This window comes from Amycolatopsis dongchuanensis, from assembly GCF_039542405.1.
GTDB classification, from domain to species: Bacteria; Actinomycetota; Actinomycetes; order Mycobacteriales; family Pseudonocardiaceae; genus Amycolatopsis_E; species Amycolatopsis_E sacchari.
Genome location: NZ_BAABIB010000045.1, coordinates 331974 through 349056, shown reverse-complemented (window position 1 = coordinate 349056; position 17083 = coordinate 331974). Strand labels below are relative to the sequence as shown.

The 17083-nt window shown below is 72.3% G+C and carries 20 protein-coding genes; 9 read left to right on the top strand and 11 right to left on the bottom strand.

Annotation, left to right across the window (positions count from 1 at the left end):
• Positions 1 to 164: 164 nt before the first annotated feature.
• Complete coding sequence (locus ABFX51_RS09990; protein ID WP_091507023.1) at positions 165 to 581, top strand: hypothetical protein; 417 nt, start codon at positions 165 to 167, stop codon at positions 579 to 581.
• Between the two features lie 3 nt (positions 582 to 584).
• On the opposite strand, the gene ABFX51_RS09985 is transcribed toward ABFX51_RS09990, so the two are convergent.
• From ABFX51_RS09985 to pheA, 3 genes are all read right to left on the bottom strand, one after another.
• Complete coding sequence (locus ABFX51_RS09985) at positions 585 to 1244, bottom strand: DUF4232 domain-containing protein (protein ID WP_346053562.1); 660 nt, start codon at positions 1242 to 1244, stop codon at positions 585 to 587.
• A gap of 125 nt (positions 1245 to 1369) precedes the next feature.
• The gene (locus tag ABFX51_RS09980) at positions 1370 to 1978 is read right to left on the bottom strand and encodes a histidine phosphatase family protein (RefSeq protein ID WP_346053560.1); all 609 of its coding nucleotides are present in this window, start codon (positions 1976 to 1978) and stop codon (positions 1370 to 1372) included.
• Positions 1975 to 2889 (bottom strand): prephenate dehydratase, encoded by a 915-nt coding sequence (pheA, locus tag ABFX51_RS09975; RefSeq protein WP_091507016.1) that lies wholly within the window; start codon positions 2887 to 2889, stop codon positions 1975 to 1977. The genes ABFX51_RS09980 and pheA overlap by 4 nt, the downstream gene beginning before the upstream one ends.
• 94 nt (positions 2890 to 2983) lie before the next feature.
• Between pheA and ABFX51_RS09970 the strand changes: the two genes are divergently transcribed.
• The 3 genes from ABFX51_RS09970 to ABFX51_RS09960 all read left to right on the top strand — a co-directional run bounded on the left by ABFX51_RS09970 (position 2984) and on the right by ABFX51_RS09960 (position 4980).
• Entirely contained in the window at positions 2984 to 3598 is a 615-nt protein-coding gene (locus tag ABFX51_RS09970; RefSeq protein WP_091507014.1) for a macro domain-containing protein, read from the top strand.
• 173 nt (positions 3599 to 3771) lie between these two features.
• The gene (coaA, locus tag ABFX51_RS09965) at positions 3772 to 4704 is read left to right on the top strand and encodes a type I pantothenate kinase (protein ID WP_091507011.1); all 933 of its coding nucleotides are present in this window, start codon (positions 3772 to 3774) and stop codon (positions 4702 to 4704) included.
• A 129-nt stretch (positions 4705 to 4833) separates the two neighbouring features.
• Positions 4834 to 4980: a hypothetical protein gene (locus ABFX51_RS09960; protein WP_177228677.1), complete on the top strand. Its 147-nt coding sequence runs from the start codon at positions 4834 to 4836 to the stop codon at positions 4978 to 4980.
• A gap of 4 nt (positions 4981 to 4984) precedes the next feature.
• Here ABFX51_RS09960 and ABFX51_RS09955 read toward each other — a convergent pair whose 3' ends face one another.
• From ABFX51_RS09955 to ABFX51_RS09935, 5 genes are all read right to left on the bottom strand, one after another.
• Positions 4985 to 6514: a hypothetical protein gene (locus ABFX51_RS09955; RefSeq protein WP_091507008.1), complete on the bottom strand. Its 1530-nt coding sequence runs from the start codon at positions 6512 to 6514 to the stop codon at positions 4985 to 4987.
• A gap of 38 nt (positions 6515 to 6552) precedes the next feature.
• Positions 6553 to 7725 (bottom strand): hypothetical protein, encoded by a 1173-nt coding sequence (locus ABFX51_RS09950; protein WP_091507003.1) that lies wholly within the window; start codon positions 7723 to 7725, stop codon positions 6553 to 6555.
• Positions 7726 to 7739: 14 nt separating this feature from the next.
• Entirely contained in the window at positions 7740 to 8870 is a 1131-nt protein-coding gene (locus ABFX51_RS09945) for a hypothetical protein (RefSeq protein ID WP_091506999.1), read from the bottom strand.
• On the bottom strand, positions 8867 to 9940 hold the full coding sequence (locus ABFX51_RS09940) for a hypothetical protein (RefSeq protein WP_091506995.1): 1074 nt from the start codon (positions 9938 to 9940) through the stop codon (positions 8867 to 8869). Before ABFX51_RS09940 ends, ABFX51_RS09945 begins: the two co-directional genes overlap by 4 nt.
• Before the next feature lie 76 nt (positions 9941 to 10016).
• A complete protein-coding gene (locus ABFX51_RS09935; RefSeq protein WP_091506991.1) occupies positions 10017 to 10340 on the bottom strand; it encodes a DUF3024 domain-containing protein in 324 nt (107 codons plus the stop codon).
• A gap of 76 nt (positions 10341 to 10416) precedes the next feature.
• Here ABFX51_RS09935 and ABFX51_RS09930 point away from each other — a divergent pair, with 76 nt between their 5' ends.
• On the top strand, positions 10417 to 10737 hold the full coding sequence (locus ABFX51_RS09930) for a nucleotide pyrophosphohydrolase (RefSeq protein WP_346053555.1): 321 nt from the start codon (positions 10417 to 10419) through the stop codon (positions 10735 to 10737).
• Here the strand turns inward: ABFX51_RS09930 and ABFX51_RS09925 are convergent.
• Positions 10734 to 12152: an exonuclease domain-containing protein gene (locus ABFX51_RS09925; RefSeq protein ID WP_346053553.1), complete on the bottom strand. Its 1419-nt coding sequence runs from the start codon at positions 12150 to 12152 to the stop codon at positions 10734 to 10736. The two genes, ABFX51_RS09930 and ABFX51_RS09925, sit on opposite strands and share 4 nt — an antisense overlap.
• 423 nt (positions 12153 to 12575) lie before the next feature.
• Here ABFX51_RS09925 and ABFX51_RS09920 point away from each other — a divergent pair, with 423 nt between their 5' ends.
• The 3 genes from ABFX51_RS09920 to ABFX51_RS09910 all read left to right on the top strand — a co-directional run bounded on the left by ABFX51_RS09920 (position 12576) and on the right by ABFX51_RS09910 (position 15011).
• The gene (locus ABFX51_RS09920; RefSeq protein ID WP_346053551.1) at positions 12576 to 12914 is read left to right on the top strand and encodes a hypothetical protein; all 339 of its coding nucleotides are present in this window, start codon (positions 12576 to 12578) and stop codon (positions 12912 to 12914) included.
• 33 nt (positions 12915 to 12947) lie between these two features.
• On the top strand, positions 12948 to 14321 hold the full coding sequence (locus ABFX51_RS09915; RefSeq protein ID WP_346053549.1) for a carboxylesterase/lipase family protein: 1374 nt from the start codon (positions 12948 to 12950) through the stop codon (positions 14319 to 14321).
• Positions 14322 to 14384: 63 nt separating this feature from the next.
• The gene (locus tag ABFX51_RS09910) at positions 14385 to 15011 is read left to right on the top strand and encodes a response regulator (RefSeq protein WP_091506973.1); all 627 of its coding nucleotides are present in this window, start codon (positions 14385 to 14387) and stop codon (positions 15009 to 15011) included.
• Here ABFX51_RS09910 and ABFX51_RS09905 read toward each other — a convergent pair whose 3' ends face one another.
• On the bottom strand, positions 15012 to 16076 hold the full coding sequence (locus ABFX51_RS09905; protein WP_346053547.1) for an FUSC family protein: 1065 nt from the start codon (positions 16074 to 16076) through the stop codon (positions 15012 to 15014).
• A 43-nt stretch (positions 16077 to 16119) separates the two neighbouring features.
• Between ABFX51_RS09905 and ABFX51_RS09900 the strand changes: the two genes are divergently transcribed.
• A complete protein-coding gene (locus ABFX51_RS09900) occupies positions 16120 to 16608 on the top strand; it encodes a MarR family winged helix-turn-helix transcriptional regulator (protein WP_245783037.1) in 489 nt (162 codons plus the stop codon).
• Here the strand turns inward: ABFX51_RS09900 and ABFX51_RS09895 are convergent.
• Complete coding sequence (locus ABFX51_RS09895) at positions 16605 to 17024, bottom strand: MarR family winged helix-turn-helix transcriptional regulator (protein WP_346053545.1); 420 nt, start codon at positions 17022 to 17024, stop codon at positions 16605 to 16607. The two genes, ABFX51_RS09900 and ABFX51_RS09895, sit on opposite strands and share 4 nt — an antisense overlap.
• Positions 17025 to 17083 lie beyond the last annotated feature (59 nt).

Here is a 17083-nt window from a genome sequence, read left to right as displayed (position 1 = left end):
GCGGCTGGGGATCGGGGCGGGGGTGGGTGTGGGCGGTGTGGCCGCTCGCGTTCGCGTTGCCGGGTGGCGGTTGCGCGGGTGGTGGGGCCACTGCCAGGTGGGTCTTCTGATAACGGACTGGCCGCAAAAGCCGTTCCGTCCGTGCTGGGGTGCTGGAATGCCCCATGCGTTCTGATCCCGAGGACGGGGCACTGGGCGAGCCGGTCGCTTCGCGGCGGCCGCTGGTGCTGGGCGGGGTGATCGGGTTCGGCGTCGGGATGCTCGTGATGGGGTTGCTGTGGGCCGGCGCCAGCAGTGCCAGTTCCGCCACCCAGGACGCCCGCGCCGCGTGCGGGGCTTTCGAGCGGGCCGGGACCCTGCCGACGTCCTTCGTCAGCCAGGCGGTGCTCGCACCCGGCGTGGTCCAGCACATCACCGCCGCACGGGACCTCTCCGCCGCGGCGGCCGCGCAGAACCCCGCGTACGACGAGCTGGCCGACCACCTGGACGGCGTGAGCCGCATGGTGATCAGCCTGAACTTCGCCGACCCCGCCGGGCGCAGGCACCTGACCCAGGCGCACCGGTTGTGCGGCCAGGTCTGACCGCTACTGCGCGTTGCTCCCCTTGACGATCGTCTTGACCGTGAGCTGGTTGCCGGGGATCTTGTCGTTCGCGCAGCCCGTGCCCGGCATCTCGACGAACATCGACGCCGTCTCCTGCGGCGGGTACACGCGCAGGCCCCGCACCGGCTGCGGCTGGCACGCCACGGTGTCGAAGTTCTGCACGTTCACGAACCCGATCGCCGCCGACGCGGTTTCGCCCTTGTTCAGGGTGACCGGCGCACCCTTCGTGCCCTCGCGGAACGCCGCCGGGCCGACCTGGTGCCCGTCCGCGCCGCCGACGTACGACACGCCGGGGAAGCCCTGGATGACGCACGAGTGGTTGCTGACGTTGGTGAAGACCAGCGGCCGGTACACGGTGCCGGCGGCCGCGTCCCCCCGGCCGAGTGAAAGCTTCAGGTCGCCCGACTTGCACAGCCCGTTGTCGGTCTGCGTCGCGGGCGGGGCCCCCTGCGCCTGCGTCGTCGTGCTGGTCGACGTCGTCGGGCTCGGGCTCGCCGACGTGCTCCCCGAGCTCGCGGTCGTGGTCGTCGTGCTCGGCTGGGGCTGGGCGTTGTCCGTCCCCTGGCCGCACGCGGCCACGCCGACCGCGATCCCGGCCGCGGCGGCCGCCAGTCCGATCCGAGAGATCCTCACTCGCACCATGTTCTCGCCTCCCTGTGCTGTTCGAGCACTACCCGGGAGACGTTCGGGCCACGCACCGGGTTGTGTGGACCATGCCATTTTGTTACCGGAAGTCGCCACGACAGGTGAAAACGCAACAAGGCGATTCACATTTCGGTGCCGACCCAGGTCAGGCAGGTCCAGCCGCCGGAGGACACGGACTCCAGCTCGACGATCCCCGTGTTCGGGATGAGCCCCTGGTCCGCCAGCTCCGGCCGCACGTTGTCCGCCAGCCACTCCGCCGCCACCCGGATCGCGCCACCGTGGCTGACGAGCGCGATCGCCGGGTCCTGCTCGTGCTTCGCCCGCAGCTCCGCGACCGCCGCCAGGTACCGCGCCCGGACCTGCTGCCCGCTCTCGCCGCCGGGCATCGCGACCTCCAGGTCGCCCCTCGTCCACGGGTGGACCGTGGCGGCGTACGCCACCAGCGCCTCCCGGTCGCCCCGCCCCTCCAGGTCACCGACGTTGATCTCGTGCACGCCGTCGATCACCTGCACCTCCCGCATCAGCGCGGCGGCCAGCGGCGCCGCGGTCTGCTGGGCGCGGATGGCGCGGGAGGCGTAGACGGCGGCGATCGGTTCGCCGGATAGCCGTTCCGCAAGCGCTTGCGCCTGCAGTTGTCCCAGGTCGGTCAGCGGCGGCCCCGGGAGCGCCGTGTCCAGGATCTTCCGCACGTTCGCCGTGCTCTCGGCGTGCCGGATGAGGTACAGCTTCACGCCTGCTCCCCCCGGCGGACCGCCGCGACCCAGTCCGCGGCGTCGACGAAGTCCTCGTTGCCCGCCGATTCGGCGATCGTGGCGCGCACGCCGTCCGCCCGGGGGTGCGAGCCGAGGAAGCGCACGTTGCGGCAGCGGCGGCGCAGCGCGGTAAGGGCGTCCCCGATGCGCGGCTCGGCGACGTGGCCCTCGAAGTCGATGAAGAACCGGTACTCGCCGAAGTTCCCCCGGGCGGGACGCGCGTCGAGGCGCGTCAGGTTGATGCCGCGGCCCGCCAGCTCGGTGAGCAGCTCGGCGAGCGCGCCGGTGCGGTTCGCGGCGGCCGCGACGATCGACGTGCGGTCGGCCCCCGTCGGCTCCGGCAGCGGCTGCCGCGGCCTGCGGACCAGCAGGAACCGGGTCCGCGCGTCCCGCACGTCGGCGACCTCGGTGGCCCGCACCTCCAGCGGGTAGTGCTGGACCGCGACGGGCGCGGTCACGGCGGCGTCGAAGTCACCGCGTTGCACGGCGACCGCCGCGGCGGCCGTGGACGACGTGGCGACGGACCTCGCGCCGGGCAGGTTCGCCTCGACCCACAGCCGCACCTGCGCGAGCGCGTGCGGGTGGCTCGCGACCGTGCGGATCTCGGTGGTGCCGGGCCGGGTCAGCACGCTGAAGTGCACCGGCAGCAACGCTTCGGCGAAGGCGATCAACGGCTCGCCCTCGGCGAGGGTGTCGAGCGTCGCGGGCACGACGCCTTCGACGGAGTTCTCCACCGGCACGCACGCGGCGTCGGTTTCGCCCTTGCGCACAGCCGAGAGCGCGAGCGGGATCGTCTCGAATGGAACGAGCTCGTCCCCGTCCGCGGCGAGCGAGCGCGCCGCCTGCTCGGTGAAGGTCCCCTCGGGTCCGAAGTATGCGATCCGTGTCACTACGCCAGGTTATCGGCAGGGAAGCACTGGTCTGTTCAGGCGGTGCGGGACTCCGGGAGTTACCGGAAGTGGCATTTTTTGGCATGGTGTACGCGTGACCGCCGATTCGGGCACGCACGCCACGTCCAAGGGCACCGACGATCGGGTCTCCCCCTCCACTCCGTCGCTCGTGCTGTGCGCTGTCGACGAGCCGCTCTTCCGTGCCTGGCACTCGGTTCTGGACCGGCTGAAGGGCTCGGTCCGCGTGCACCACGGCTCGGTGCTCGACGTGGCGGCGGAGGCCGTCGTGAGCCCGGCGAACTCCTTCGGCTGGATGCGTGGCGGTATCGACGCCGTGTACGCCAGGGCGTTCCCGGAGATCGAGCAGAACGTGCGCAGTGCCGTGCTCGCCTACCACGGTGGTGAACTGCCCATCGGCGAAGCGGTGATCGTGCCCACCGGCGAACCCGCGCCCGCGTGGCTGATCAGCGCGCCGACGATGCGTGAGCCGGGTGAACGCCTGCCCGAGGACACCGTGCACCCGTACCTCGCGGCCCGCGCGGTGTTCCTGAAGTGGCGCGACGGCAGGCTGGAACACGGCGTGGACGTGCGTGCCGTGGTGGACACCATCGCGATGCCGGGGCTCGGCACCGGGGTCGGCGGCGTGCGCCCGGAAACCTGCGCCCGTCAGGTCGCCGCGGCCTGGGCCGAGGTCTTCGGCGTGCAGTAACTCACAGGGCGGTTCTCCGCGGTTCGACCTACCGTAAAAGGGGCGCTACTTCGGAGGCACCACACGGAGCGGATCCGACGAAGGAGGATCGGCTCAGGAGGACCGACGGGGTGCGGGAACCCCCGCAAGGCGCTGTATCGACGCCAGCCCACCGACGGGCAAGGAGTGTGGGAATGCCGCGGGTTCGTGAGCTCAGCCCCTACGTCGAACTGGACCGGGAGCAATGGCGAGAGCTGCGGCGCAGCACTCCCCTGCCGCTGACCGCCGAGGAACTGCTGCGCCTGCGCGGGCTCGGCGAGCAGGTGGACCTCAACGAGGTCGCGGAGGTCTACCTCCCGCTGTCCCGGTTGATCAACCTGCAGGTCGCGGCCAGGCAACGGCTGTACGAGGCGACCACGACGTTCCTCGGCGAGGACTGCCGGGGCACGAAGGTGCCGTTCGTGATCGGCATCGCCGGCAGCGTCGCCGTCGGCAAGTCGACCACCGCGCGCCTGCTGCGCACCCTGCTCGCCCGCTGGCCCGACCACCCGCGCGTCGACCTCGTCACCACCGACGGGTTCCTCTACCCGCGGGCCGAACTGGTCCGGCGCGGCATCATGCACCGCAAGGGTTTCCCGGAGAGCTACGACCGGCGCGCGCTGCTGCGGTTCGTCGCCGAGGTGAAGTCCGGCGCCGAGGAGGTCAGCGCGCCCGTCTACTCGCACCTGGCCTACGACATCGTGCCCGGCGAGGAGCAGGTCGTGCGCCAGCCGGACATCCTCATCATCGAGGGCCTGAACGTGCTGCAGCCCGGCCCGCGGCTGATGGTGTCGGACCTGTTCGACTTCTCGATCTACGTGGACGCACACACAGAGGACATCGAGCACTGGTACGTCGAGCGGTTCCTCAAGCTGCGCCAGACCGCGTTCGCCGACCCGGCCTCGCACTTCCACCACTACGCCGACCTGCCGGACGACGAGGCCCGCGCCGAGGCGCTGCACCTGTGGCGCACGATCAACGAGCCGAACCTCATCGAGAACATCCGGCCCACCCGGCCGAGGGCCACCCTGGTCCTGCGGAAGGACGCCGACCATTCGATCAACCGCGTCCGGCTGCGCAAGCTGTGACGGGGGCTCGGCCGAACGGCTGATGTTGTCACCCGGTCAGTAACCGGTTGGCCGATACCGCCCGCATCCGGTGGACCGCACCCTGGATTGAGCAGGAAAACGCACCTCGAGCAGGGAGGAGGCACGCCGATGCTGAATGCGGTGTTCACGTGGATCGGCGCGGTGCTGGGCATCGTGGTGCTGCTCGCGATGGCGGCCGGAGCGTTCGTCGTGGACTTCGACGACGCGCTCGCGGACCGCGCGGAGAAGACCCCCGAGCCCACGGCGGGGCCGTGAGGCGTCAGCCCAGTTCGTCGAGGGCGCGGAGGTAGTCGTCGAGGTCGAACTCGAGGCTGTCGCCCTCACCCGTCTCCAGCCGCTCTTCCAGCACCCCCGCCAGCTGCGCGAGGACGTCGGCGCGGTGGAGACCCCTGGCGAGCAGCCGCTGGGCCGTCTGCCACACCTCGGGCGGCTCGTCGTCCCACAGCTGGTCCACGACCGTCGTGTGGGCGGCCAGCCGCAGGAAGGCCTCCTCGTCGAGGTCGTCCTCCGCCAGTGACTCCTGGAAGTCCGGGTGCTCGCCGATGACCAGCAGGCGGCGCTGCTCCGGGTCCGAGGGGTCGAGTTCGACCTCCTCGTCGGCGATCTCCGTGTAGACCGAGGGGATCGCGAACTGGCGGCGCTCCAGCACGTCGGCGGCGCCCGCCTCGTCGAGGTCCTCCGCGCCGTCGAGGTAGGCGTCGAGCGTGGACTCGGTTTCGAGGGTGCGCTCGTAGATGCGGTCCTCGACCGCTTCGAGCAGCGGTTCGACGGCGTCCTCCGGCAGGCCGTCGCGCACCGCGCCCCAGCGCGCCCACGCGGGCAGCACCCGCTCCAGCGCCTCGTCCTGCTCGTCGGTCAGCTCGATCGCGCCGTCGTCGACCAGGTCGACGAACGAGGCCAGCTTGTCGGGGCCGACGCGCAGCGGGTCACGGGGGTCGTGCTCGAGGCCGAACTCGATGAGCCGCAGCGCGCACACCCTGGCGGCCTCGGTGTCCTCGACCTCGGGGGTGGCGAGGAAGAACGCGTCGATCGCCTCGGCCTGCTCCTCGGTGGACAGCACGCGCGGCGGGTCGGCGGGCTCGGGCTCGGGCAGCGCGCGGGTGCGGGCCATCGCGAGCGCGCGGAAGCGCACGTAGTCGTCGGTGACCTCGGGCTCGGTCTGCAGCTCGGTGCCGACGAACGCGTCGGCGAGCAGCTGGTGCGCGCGGCCGGGCGTGATCCGCTCGCACGTGACGAGGTTGCCGCTCTCCGCGGCCTGCCCCTGCATCTCGGCGATCACCTCGGCGGGTGACTCGACGATCACCGCCTCGTCCGCCCAGCCGCCGAACAGGGCGTAGCCGATCGACACGAGCAGCCCGTGCGCCGACTCGCCCTCGCCGAACACGCACAGGACCGAGGTTTCGTCGCCGTACACGTCGGCGGTGCGCCAGCACTCGCCGACGGTGACCTGGTTGAGCGAACGCGCCCAGTCCGGCTCGCCGAGGCCCAGCTTGTCCAGTGCGAACCCGGCGGCCTCGCGCTGCTCCTCGGTGGGCGCCAGCGCCCGCAGGGCCGCCAGCGGGGCGACGAGCCGCTCCGGCTCCGGCGCGACCTCGGCGAACTCGATCAGCTCGGCGGCCAGGTCGTCGCCGGCCTCCCACCACTCGCCCAGGATCTCGGACGTGACCAGCTCGACGCGCAGCGGCTCGGCGGCCGAGTCCAGTTCGGCGAACTCACGCAGGACCTCCTCGAGGAGTTCGCTCCCGCTCTCGGCGGCGTCGCTGGATTCCTGCTGGGGCAGCTCGGTCATGCGTCACATAGTGGCACCGGCGCGCGCCGGGGTTCCCGTCACCCCTTGGGCAACGCGATCCGCGCCTGGCGGATTTCGGTGATCAACCGCGCCTTGCGCTTGTGGACGGCCACGAGTCCGGCCAGGTACTGCCCGAATTCCTCCGGTGTGCCCGCCTTCCGGTGCAACTGCCGGATCTTGCGCAGGCACTTCGCGGCCTGTTCGTAATGCGCCGCGTCTTTCTGCTCGATCAGGTGATTGACATGGAGTTTGTACACGTCTAACACCTCACCCGGAGCGGTGCTTTCCCGCAGCTCGGCGACGTGCAGCAGCACTGGCAGCGAGCACGGGTACCGGCGGGCCGCCTGCCAGGCCTCGTCGGGGCGTTCTTCGGCGAGCAGCGCGCGCACGAGTTCGTCGGCGCCCTGTTCCCCCGTTTCCGCGTGCTCGCGGAGCACCGCCAGCGCGGATTCCCGTTCCGTTTCCCACCGGCCGAGTTCGACAGCGGCCTCGCGCAACGCGAGGAAAGTCTTTTCCGAAGGCGCACGACGGAATTCGGCGCCACGGGATTTGACGGCGTCGTCGTTCTGGTTGAGCGCTCGGGCGGCGTACGCGACGGCCTCGGCCGTCCTCCCGGCACCCCGCAGCACGCGCACGATCTTGAGCCGCACGTCGAGCCGTTGCGGCTGTCGCTTGAGGATCTCCAGCAGAGCGTCGACATCGCCGGAGAGTTCCGCGACCTGTTCGGCGAGTTTCGCCGCTGCCGGGCCGCCCGCATCGTCCACAATGGACTTCAGGCGCGCGAGCCCGGTGCTGCCCAGCGCCTGCGCGAAAGCGGGCAGCTCGACCGCGACGCCGTGGTCGAGCGCGAGCGCCGCAAGCGAGTCGGCGAGGTCCGCGGGCGGATGCGCCGCGCACGCGCGAGCGTAGAGCGCGAGGGCCTTGCGCAGCACGCCCGGATCGTCCTGTTGCGCCTTGAGGATCCGGTCGACCGTGCGCCGGGCCAGCGGCGCCAGGTCGGCCGTGGAACCGGCGTCGAGCAGCCGCTGCAGGGTGTCCAGCACCGCGACGATCTTCGTGGCCTCACCGGGGCCGAGCGCGTCGGCGGACTCCCCTCCCGCCCGCAGCGCGAGCCGCGCGTGCAGTTCCGGGTCACGTCCGGCCTGCTCGTACAGCAGTTCGGCGAGGGTCTCGGCGTCGAGCGAGCGGAGGTAGCCCCGGAGATCGGTCACCGGCACATCCTGGCCTACCGCCGCAAGGCCACCGGGAGCTCTCCCGCCGCTTCTTCCTCGTCGTGCGCGAAGAAGTCGTCGAAGATCTCCTCGACCTCGGCGAGCAGGTGCTCGACCGCGGCGTCGGACAGGCCCTGGCGCCGCCCCTGCCAGCCCGCCCACGCGAGTGAGACGTCCCGCAGCGACTCCAGCGCGTCGTCGTCGGGGTCCTGCGCGTGCAGCAGGTCGTCGAGGAAGAACTCGAACTTCCCGGGGCTGACCCGCAGCGGCTCGCCCTCGTCGACGTCCTCGCCGAACTCGACCAGCTCCCGCAGGTACCCGGCGCCGGAGCTCCCGTGCTCGTCGAGGAACCGCCGCACCACGTCCTCGTCGTGCGGTCGCGGCTCCGGCCGCGGTTCGGCCGGCGGCATGGCGAGCAGCCGGGCGAGCAGGTGGGCGCGGGCGTCGGTGACCGGGTCGTCGGCCACCGGTTCGAGCAGCTGGGCCGCCACCTGGTCGTTGACGGCCATCGCGTCCTCGACGATCCGGCGGGCCTTCGGCAACGCGAGCGGACCGGTGACCAGCAGCTCGTGCCGGTTCTGCGCCAGCTCGGCGAGGATCTCCTCGTGCTCGGTCGTCAGGTACGCCTCCAGCACCCCGGCGTAGCGGTCGGTCTCGACGACGAGCCCGTGCCGCCGGCCGCCGCGCTCGCACAGGAACAGCAGGAACGACTGGTCCCCGTACACGTCGGTCTGGTGGTGGCACTCCTCGACCACGACCTCGCCGAGCGCGGCCGCCCAGGCGGGCTCCCGCATGCCGAGCGCGGCGAGCCTCGCGGCGGCCGCGCGGGCCCGTTCACGCAGTTCGTCGCCGGGAGAAAGCGCTTGCAGCGCGCAGAGCAGCGCGAACCCGGCGGCGTTCTGCTTCGCGGCGGCGTAGCTGACGAGCGGGAAGCCGATCTCGTGAGTCGCGGCGTGCGGGTCGCCGACGAGCCAGAAGCTGCCGAGCACCTCGGAGGTCAGCAGTTCGACGTCGAGCACGTCGTCGGAGTCCGCGACCTCCTCGAACGCCTCGAGCGCGTCCTCGAAACCGGCACGCAGCCCGGCGTCCGGCGTGGCGGGCTTCTTCTTGTTCTTCTTCTTGCGACCGCGGCTGACCGGACTCATGCGCTCATCGTGGCAGTGCCCCGGTGCGCCACGGTCTTCGGCATGGCGATCCGGGCGTTGCGGATCTCCACGAGCAAGCGGGTCTTGCGGCGGTGCCGGTCGAGGAGCCTGCCGAGGTACGGCGGGAACTCGTCGGCGGTCCCGGCGCGGCGGTGCAGGGCACGCAGCTCCTTGAGCACGCGGACCGCCTGCTGGTAGCAGGAAACGTCCTTCTGCGCGATCAGTTCCTCGACGTACAGGCGGTAGACGGGGATCGCGGCCGCGGGTTCCTGCTCGGCGAGCGCGGTCAGCGCGGCGGTGCGCTCCTGCGGCCACTGCTCACCGGCGGCCTCGCGGAGGGCGGTGTAGCTCGCGGGGCCGGGGTTGCGGCGGAACTCGGCGCGGCGCAGGGCGAGCAGGCCGCCGCGGGGGCGTTCGCCGTGCACCAACGTGCGCGCGGCGTACGCGATCGCCTCGCCGTGCCGTCCCGCCGACCGCAGCGCGCGGATGATGCGCAGCCCCACCTCCTGCGTCGGCGGCTTCGCGGCGAGGATGCCCAGCAGCGTGTCGACGTCGCCGGTGACCTCGGCGAGTTGCTCGGCGAGGCGGCGCGCGGTGTCCCGGCGCGGGCCGGGTTTGCCGGCCAGCAGAGCGTCCACAGTGGACTTGATACGGGCCAGGCCGGCGTCGCCGAGCGCGCCGGCGAACTGCGCGAGGTCGGCCTCCGGCCAGTCGGGGCGGTGGAAGGCGAGGCCGAGGAGCCAGTCGGCGAGCTGGTCCGGCGCCGGTGGGTGGGTCGCGCAGGCGCGCGCGTAGAGGGCGAGCGCGCGGCGGCGTTCCGCGGCGGTCGCGTGGGTGAGCCCGTCGAGGGTGCGGCGGGCGAGCGGGGTGAGATCGGCCTGGGTGCCGGCGTCGAGCAGGCGTTCGAGGACGTCGAGCGCCGGGCCGGCCTTGCTCGCGGTCGCCGCCCGGGCCTCGAGCTCCTGCCGCAACCGGGTGTCCCGCTCCGCCTCGGCGTACAGCAGCTCGGCCAGCGTCTCCGCGTCGAGCGAGCGCAGGTACGCGCGCAGGTCCGGGTTCACCCGGACCATCCTGCCGGACCCGAAAGGCGACCACGGTCACCCAGGAGCGTTGTCTTTCCGCAGGTGGCGGCCACTCTGTGTCAGCTCAACCGGTGAAGAAGTACTCCCCGTAGGTGCTGCGATCGATGTCGGCGAGGAGCGGGACGGGTGAGTTCTCGCGGACGCTGTCCGGGTACTTCCGCCAGCGGCCCAGCTCCTCGGACCAGTAGTAGAGGGTCCACATGCCGTCCACGCCGTACCGCAGCTGCGCGAAGGGTCGCTCGCCGGGCTCGACGGACCACTCGGGGCGCTTCTCCACCAGGGTCACCATGCGCCCGCGCCAGCGGGAGACGATCCGTTTGTCCGCCGGGACGCGCCGTTCACACCAACGATCGATCTGCCGTTGCTGGAGCTCGGGGATCGGCGACATACCCACAGTGATACCGCATGCGTTCCGCGCGCACGGATGGAGGACTCGCACCTCACACGGGTCATACTTCGTCGCCGTGACCCTCGACGAGATCGTCTCCCGCCTCCGCGAGTTCGCGGCCGCCCGCGACTGGGAGCGGTACCACACCCCGAAGAACCTGGTCATGGCCCTGTCCGGCGAGGTCGGCGAGCTGACGGCGCTGTTCCAGTGGCTGACGCCGGAGGAGTCCGCGCGGGCGCTGGAGGACGCCGACCTGGCCGCGAACGTGCACGACGAACTGGCCGACGTGGTGCTGTACCTGCTCCGCCTGGCCGACGTCCTGGGCGTGGACCTGCTGGCCGCCGCCGAGGCGAAGCTGGACCGGAACGAACACCGCTTTCCCGTGGCGGGCAGCTAACGCACCATCGGCTCGCTCAGGTACCAGCCTGTGCACAGGGCCGCGACGCCGAGTACGGCCAGCGCCGCCGAGCTGGCCAGTGGGGCGCCGGCGACGAGGGTGAGCAGCGAGAACAGCATCACGGCCAGGCCAGCGGCCATGAGGCCCCTCGCGGCCCAGACGTGCGCCGCGGGGAGGGTGCGTGGCGCGGACAGCGGGCGGGCGAGCGGCGCGGTGGCCGCCGGGTCGAGCAGGCCCAGTGCCGGCCACGCCGAGCCGAGGTCCAGTACCGCGATGCCGAGGTCCCTGGCCTCCGTCAGGCGCGGGTCGTGCCGGGGGACGTCGTCGGTGAGGGCTATGTGCGTGACCGAGGGGGCGAGCTCCCTCGCGAGCTGGATGCCCGCCGCGAGCGCCGCCGCCCGCAGTGCGTCCGACTCCTGCGTCTCGCCCAGCACCAGCAGCCTGCGCGGCTCGGGGTGCTGGGCGTGGCGCAGCTCGCCGACGGCCTCGGGCACCCCGAGCATCTTCGCGAGTGCCGTCAGGTCCGCCGCCTCGGCCTCGGCCAGCGCGCCGTCCTCCTCCGCGACCTCGCGCAGCGCCGTCACGAACTCCAGGTGCGCGCGGCCGGCGGGGATACCCCCGTCCATCGCGACCGTCGTCAGCTCCGCCGCGTCGTCCGGGGTGAAGTCCACGTCCGCGACGGCCGCGGTCAGCGCCTGCCGGTACGCCTCGTGCCGCGGTTCCCGTTCGCTCAGCCGCAGCCGGGCCGTCAGGTCGGCGAGCCACACCTGCTCCCGCACCGCGGCCTCGCCGCGCGGGAACAGGTGGCCGCTCGCCGGGAGCCTCGGCAGCGGTGGGTACGACGGGGGTGCCGTGAACAGCAGGCCGTGCGTGGTGACCAGTGACGACGCCACCGCCGCCACCGTCCGCGCGTGCGCCAGCGCCAGGTGGGCGGGGAACTCGCCGAGGCCGAGCGCCACCGCGACCGTGCTCAGCAGCACGTTGGGCAGGCCCAGCACCTGACGCGCCGCGTCGAGCGTGCACACCGCGGGCAGCGGCGGCAGCTCCACCTCCAGCCGCGCCACCTCGGCGGCGAGGAACTCCCGCAGGAACGGCAGGTTGTGGGCCACCACAACGCTGCCGTGACACAGGTCGAGCAGCGGCCCCAGCACTTCGCGGAACTCCGGCGCGCGGTCCAGCTCGCGGCGGCTGATCCGGTGCAGCGGCGCCGGACCCGGCGCCACGTGCCAGCCGGGGTTCACGAGCGTGGCGAACTCGGCGACCGTCGTGCCGTCGGCTCGCACGCGCACCGCCGCCACCTCCACGACGTGCCCCGGGCGCAGGCCGGTGGTCCGCACGTCGAGTGCGGTGAATTCGGCGGTGGCGGCGGGGAAACGGCCGTCCGGGGTCAGCCGCGGGGTGTCCAGGGATGCCATCGGCCGCTAATCTTCCCGCAACCCCGGAAACGTAAATCGCGCACCCCCGGAAAAAGAGAAGCCCCCGTGCTGAACAGACCCGTGCCGCTCTGGCTCAAGATCACGCTGACCGCATTCGGAGCGCTGTTCACCGTGACCGCGGTTTTCGGCAGGCCGGCCGTGCCGGACAGCACCGCCGCGGCCACCCCGCCTCCGCTTCCCCCACACCCAGCTGCAACTACCTACACCGTCATGAGTGTCCGCGGCACCACTGTGGACCTTGCGGATCCGAGTGGGAAAGCGTTTTCAATCCGAGCCGCCGGCCTCGCTTCCCCCGCCGCCGGAGATTGTTTCTCCACCGAGTCGGCCAACTGGGCAAGCGCTTTCTTGACCGGCGACAGGGTGACCGCCGAAATCGTCGACACCGGATCCGGATCACTCGCCATGATCGACCTTCCGGACGGCACGAACTATTCGATGATCGCTTTGCGGAACGGCTACGCCAAATATTCTCCGGACCCGCTCGCGGCAGGCGACCCACGCCTCGCCGACGCCGAGACCGCCGCGAGGCAGGCGGGCACCGGGCTGTGGGGTCCGCCGTGCCGCCGCCCGAACTCGCCGGTGCCGACGGTCACGTCGATCCGCACACCCCCGCCCGTCACCAGCACGGGCCAGCCGCCCGCACCCCCACCGGCCGCTCCGAGCACCGAGCCGACCACCACGACCTGCACCAAGGCCCACCCGCCTGCCGGCGAACGGGGCAAACGACCGTGTGCGCGGTGAACTCCGTGGTAGATCTGGATCGTGGAACCTCGAGTGCAGACGACACACGGCGCCGTGCGCGGCCAGACGACCGACGGGGTCAGCGCCTTCCGCGGTATCCCCTACGCCGCACCCCTCGACGGTGTCCGGCGGTTCCTGCCGCCGCAACCACCGGAGCGGTGGGAAGGCACCCGCGACGCCACGCGCTACAGCGCCGACGTCCCGCAGAGCACGCTGCTGCCGGGGGTGCCGTCGAGCTGGACGCCCGGCGACGACCCGGAGTGCCTGACCGTCAACGTCTGGACCCCGGATCCCGGCGCGAGCGGCCTGCCGGTCATGGTGTGGCTCTACGGCGGCGCGTACATCGTGGGCACGTCGCGGCAGCCGGAGTACGACGGCGCGAACCTCGCCCGCGGCGGCGTGGTCGTCGTGTCGCTGAACTACCGGGTGGGGTTCGAGGGGTTCGGCTGGCTGCCGGATTCGGCGGGCAACCGGGCGTTCCTCGACCAGCTCGCGGCACTGCGCTGGGTGCAGGACAACATCCGCGCCTTCGGGGGCGACCCGGACAACGTGACGCTCTTCGGGGAGTCCGCCGGTGGCACCGCCGTGGCCGCCCTGACCGCCGCCGAGGCCGGGCGCGGGTTGTTCCACCGGGCGATCGGGCAGAGCGTCGCCGGCGGGTTCCAGTCCGAGGACACCGCCCGCGCGACCGCGGAACGGATCGCCGCCGCGCTCGGCGCGGAGCTGACCGCGGAGGCGTTCGGCGCGCTGCCGTCCGAGGCGATCCACGGCGTGCAGGCCGTGCCGGGCACGATCACGCCCTTCGGCCCCGTCATCGACGGGGACGTCGTCGCGGGGCTGCCGTGGGAGCGGCTGCGGGGTGAGGTCGATCTGGTCGTGGGGTTCAACCGGGACGAGTACCGCCTGTTCTCCGTGAACGAGGACGTGACCGCGAAGGACCCGGCGGCGACGGCCGCCGCGGTGGGCGCGTCGATCGAGGGCTACCGCGCGGCGTACCCGCAGCTGTCCGACCCGGACCTCTACGTGCTGATCATGTCCGACGCGATCTTCCGCATGCCGACGACGTGGTGCGCGCAGAACCACCCCGGCCGCACGTTCCTGTACGAGCTGACCTGGCCCAGCCCGGCGTTCGGCGGTCTGCTGGGCTGCTGCCACGGGCTCGACCTGCCGCTGACGTTCGGCAACTTCGACGGGCAGCTCGGCGCGATGCTGCTCGGCAGCCCGGTGCCGCCCGAGGCACCGGCGCTGTCCGAGGCGTTCCGCAAGGCGTGGACGTCCTTCGCCGCGACCGGCGACCCCGGCTGGCCCGAGTACGAACCGGGTGAACGGCTGGCGCGGATCTGGGACACGGAGGTCACCGTGGAGTCCGATCCGGAAGGCGCGTCACGGCGGATCTGGTCCCATTAGGCCAGCCCCTCGCCCGACCACCGCCCCCCTCGGACACGCTGCGCGTGGCTCTACTCTTCAGGTATGGCCATCGAGGTGCTGCTCGTCGACGATCACGAGGTGGTCCGGCGCGGGCTGCGGGAGCTGCTGAGCGACGAGCCGGACATCGAGGTGGTCGCGGAGGCCAGCAGCGCCGACGAGGCGCTCGCGGTGGCGATGCACGTCGAGCCCGACGTGGCGGTGGTGGACGTGCGGCTCGGCGACGGGGACGGCGTGGCGCTGTGCCGCGAGCTGCGCTCCAAGCCGAACCCCCCGCAGTGCCTCGTGCTCACCGCGTTCGACGACGAGGAGGCCATGGTCGGCGCGATCATGGCCGGGGCCTCGGGCTACCTGCTCAAGCAGGTGCGCGGGCAGGACGTCGTGAACGCCGTGCGCGAGGTGGCCGCCGGGCGCTCACTGCTGGACCCGCTCACCACCGCCCGCGTGCTGGACAAGCTGCGCCACCCGCGGGAGGACGAGCTCGACCAGCTCACCGAACGCGAGCGCAGCGTGCTGGAGCTGATCGGCGACGGGCTGTCCAACCGGGAGATCGCCGAACGGCTGTTCCTGGCGGAGAAGACCGTCAAGAACTACGTGACGTCGGTGCTCGCGAAGCTCGGCATGCAGCGGCGCACGCAGGCCGCGGCGTGGGTCGCGCGCCGCGGGAAGTAGTCACGCGGCCGCCAGCGAGTAGCCGCGGCCGGGCCGGACGAGCGCCGCGGCGAGCCCGACTAGCGCGCCGAGGACGGTGTCGAGCAGCCGGTCCGACGCGAGGCCGAACGCGTCCGGCGGGGTGAGCAGCGAGCTGAGCAGCAGCGTGAGCGGGGTGATGAAGACCATCGCGAGCGCGTAGTTGCGGATGACCGTCAGCTCCCCGCACAACAGCGCGACGACGATGCACGCGAGCTTCGCGGGCGTCGGCAGGTCGGCGGCGAGCAGCAGACCGCCGAGCACCACCCCGACGAGCGTGCCGAGCACGCGCTGGACCGTGCGGTGCACCGTGTGGTTGAGGTGGGTGGACTGCAGCACGGCGGCGGCCGCGATCATCGTCCAGTACGGGTGGCCGAGGTGCAGGAAGTGCGCGAGCAGCCCGGCGGCGAGCACCCCGAGGCCGACCTTCGCCGCCCGCGGCAGTTCGTGCGACGGCAGGCGCACGGCGGCCAGCAGGCTTTCCCGCCAGGAAGGCGCTTTCTCGTGCGGCTTGCGGAAGAACAACCAGCCCGCCATGCCCACGCACCACGCGACGACGGCGGCGAGCGCGGCGACACCCGTCTGCACCGCCGCCTGCGACCACGAGACCGGCAGCACGGCGGTCGTCGCGACGGCGAACACGAAGATCAGCCCGCCGGGCGGGCCGGCGGCGACCGCGTCCGTGAGCAGTTTCGCCACGGCCGCGACGACGGCGACCAGCACCGCCACCGGCACGGGTCCCCAGCCCGCGGCCGCGACCACGCTGCCGAGCGCCACGCACAGCACGAGCCCGGCGCCGACGGCGGCGAGCAGCCGCGCGCGCACGGGGTAGGGCGCGAACCTCGCGTGCACCGCCGTCATCCCGCCGAACGCGGCGGCGGGCGCCAAGGCGGTGTGCCCTGCGAGCACCACCGCGACGAGGACTATGTTCGCCCCGGTCATGGCCCGCAGTGCCGAGGTCCCGGCGGGCCCCGCCACCGGGCGCAGCCGCCACCAGCCGTGGAGGGCGAGCGCTCGGCGGAGGTCGTGACGGTCCACATATTTCACGGGTAAAATACTATCGAAGTAACCGGCCCGAAGGAGCGTTCCGGTGAGCGATCTCATCGACAGAGTCCGGCGCCAGTGGGGTGAGGTGCGGCCCGAGCTGGACACCTCCGGCATGGCGGTGATCGGCCGCGTGCTGCGGCTCGCGTCCCTGATCCGCCGCGACACCGACGACCTGCTCGCCGGGCACGAGCTGACGCGGGCCGAGTTCGACGTGCTGTGTGCGTTGCGGCGCAACGAAGTGCTCAACCCCGGGCAGATCAGCCGCGAAATGCTGTCCTCGGGCGCGGCGATCACCAAGCGGCTCGACCGGCTCGCCCGCATGGGCCTGGTCTCCCGCACGGCGAGCGAGCGCGACCGGCGCGTCGTCCAGGTGCGGCTGACCGACAAGGGCGTCGAGCTGATCGACGAGCTGCTGCCCCAGCAGCTCGCGGCCGAGCGGACGGCGCTGGCGAACCTGTCCGAAGAGGACCGCCGGACGCTGGCCGCGCTGCTCGGCACGGTGCTGGAAACCGTGGAGGGCGTGGCGCGCTAGGACTGCTCCAGCGCCCGGTCCAAAAGCGACACCAGCGTCTTCAGCTCGTCCGCGTCCAGCCGGGAGAACGGGCTGCGCCGCAGCGTTTCCCGCTCGACTTCGGCGCGCACCCGCCGTCCTTCGCCCGTGAGGACCAGCGCCCGGGACCGCCGGTCGCGCGTGTCCGCCACGCGTTCGACCAGGCCACGCGTGACGAGCTGGTTGGTGACGAAGCTGAGGTTGGGCGCGTTGCAGTGGAGCCGCTCGGCCATGGTCTTCATCGACGGGGGCGTCTCGTCGGGATCGATCATCAGCAGGGCCTGCGCGGTGGCTTCGGTCAGCCCGTGGGCCGCCAGCACCGGGCCGATGCGGTCCGCGGTGCGCAGGAAGACCTCGTGGTTGGCCCGCACGGCCGCCGCCAGCTCCCGCTCACCCACGGCGGCAGCCTAGCATTTCCTTCGAGCCTCGAAGCTGTTACGGTGCCCGCTAGAAGTTC

Bases quoted from the DNA above. Each gene is read 5' to 3' on its own strand.
- ABFX51_RS09990 (WP_091507023.1), top strand. From the start codon at position 165: ATGCGTTCTGATCCCGAGGACGGGGCACTGGGCGAGCCGGTCGCTTCG.
- ABFX51_RS09985 (WP_346053562.1), bottom strand. From the start codon at position 1,244: ATGGTGCGAGTGAGGATCTCTCGGATCGGACTGGCGGCCGCCGCGGCC.
- coaA (WP_091507011.1), top strand. From the start codon at position 3,772: ATGCCGCGGGTTCGTGAGCTCAGCCCCTACGTCGAACTGGACCGGGAG.
- ABFX51_RS09960 (WP_177228677.1), top strand. From the start codon at position 4,834: ATGCTGAATGCGGTGTTCACGTGGATCGGCGCGGTGCTGGGCATCGTG.
- ABFX51_RS09955 (WP_091507008.1), bottom strand. From the start codon at position 6,514: ATGACCGAGCTGCCCCAGCAGGAATCCAGCGACGCCGCCGAGAGCGGG.
- ABFX51_RS09945 (WP_091506999.1), bottom strand. From the start codon at position 8,870: ATGAGTCCGGTCAGCCGCGGTCGCAAGAAGAAGAACAAGAAGAAGCCC.
- ABFX51_RS09940 (WP_091506995.1), bottom strand. From the start codon at position 9,940: ATGGTCCGGGTGAACCCGGACCTGCGCGCGTACCTGCGCTCGCTCGAC.
- ABFX51_RS09935 (WP_091506991.1), bottom strand. From the start codon at position 10,340: ATGTCGCCGATCCCCGAGCTCCAGCAACGGCAGATCGATCGTTGGTGT.
- ABFX51_RS09925 (WP_346053553.1), bottom strand. From the start codon at position 12,152: ATGGCATCCCTGGACACCCCGCGGCTGACCCCGGACGGCCGTTTCCCC.
- ABFX51_RS09920 (WP_346053551.1), top strand. From the start codon at position 12,576: ATGATCGACCTTCCGGACGGCACGAACTATTCGATGATCGCTTTGCGG.
- ABFX51_RS09910 (WP_091506973.1), top strand. From the start codon at position 14,385: ATGGCCATCGAGGTGCTGCTCGTCGACGATCACGAGGTGGTCCGGCGC.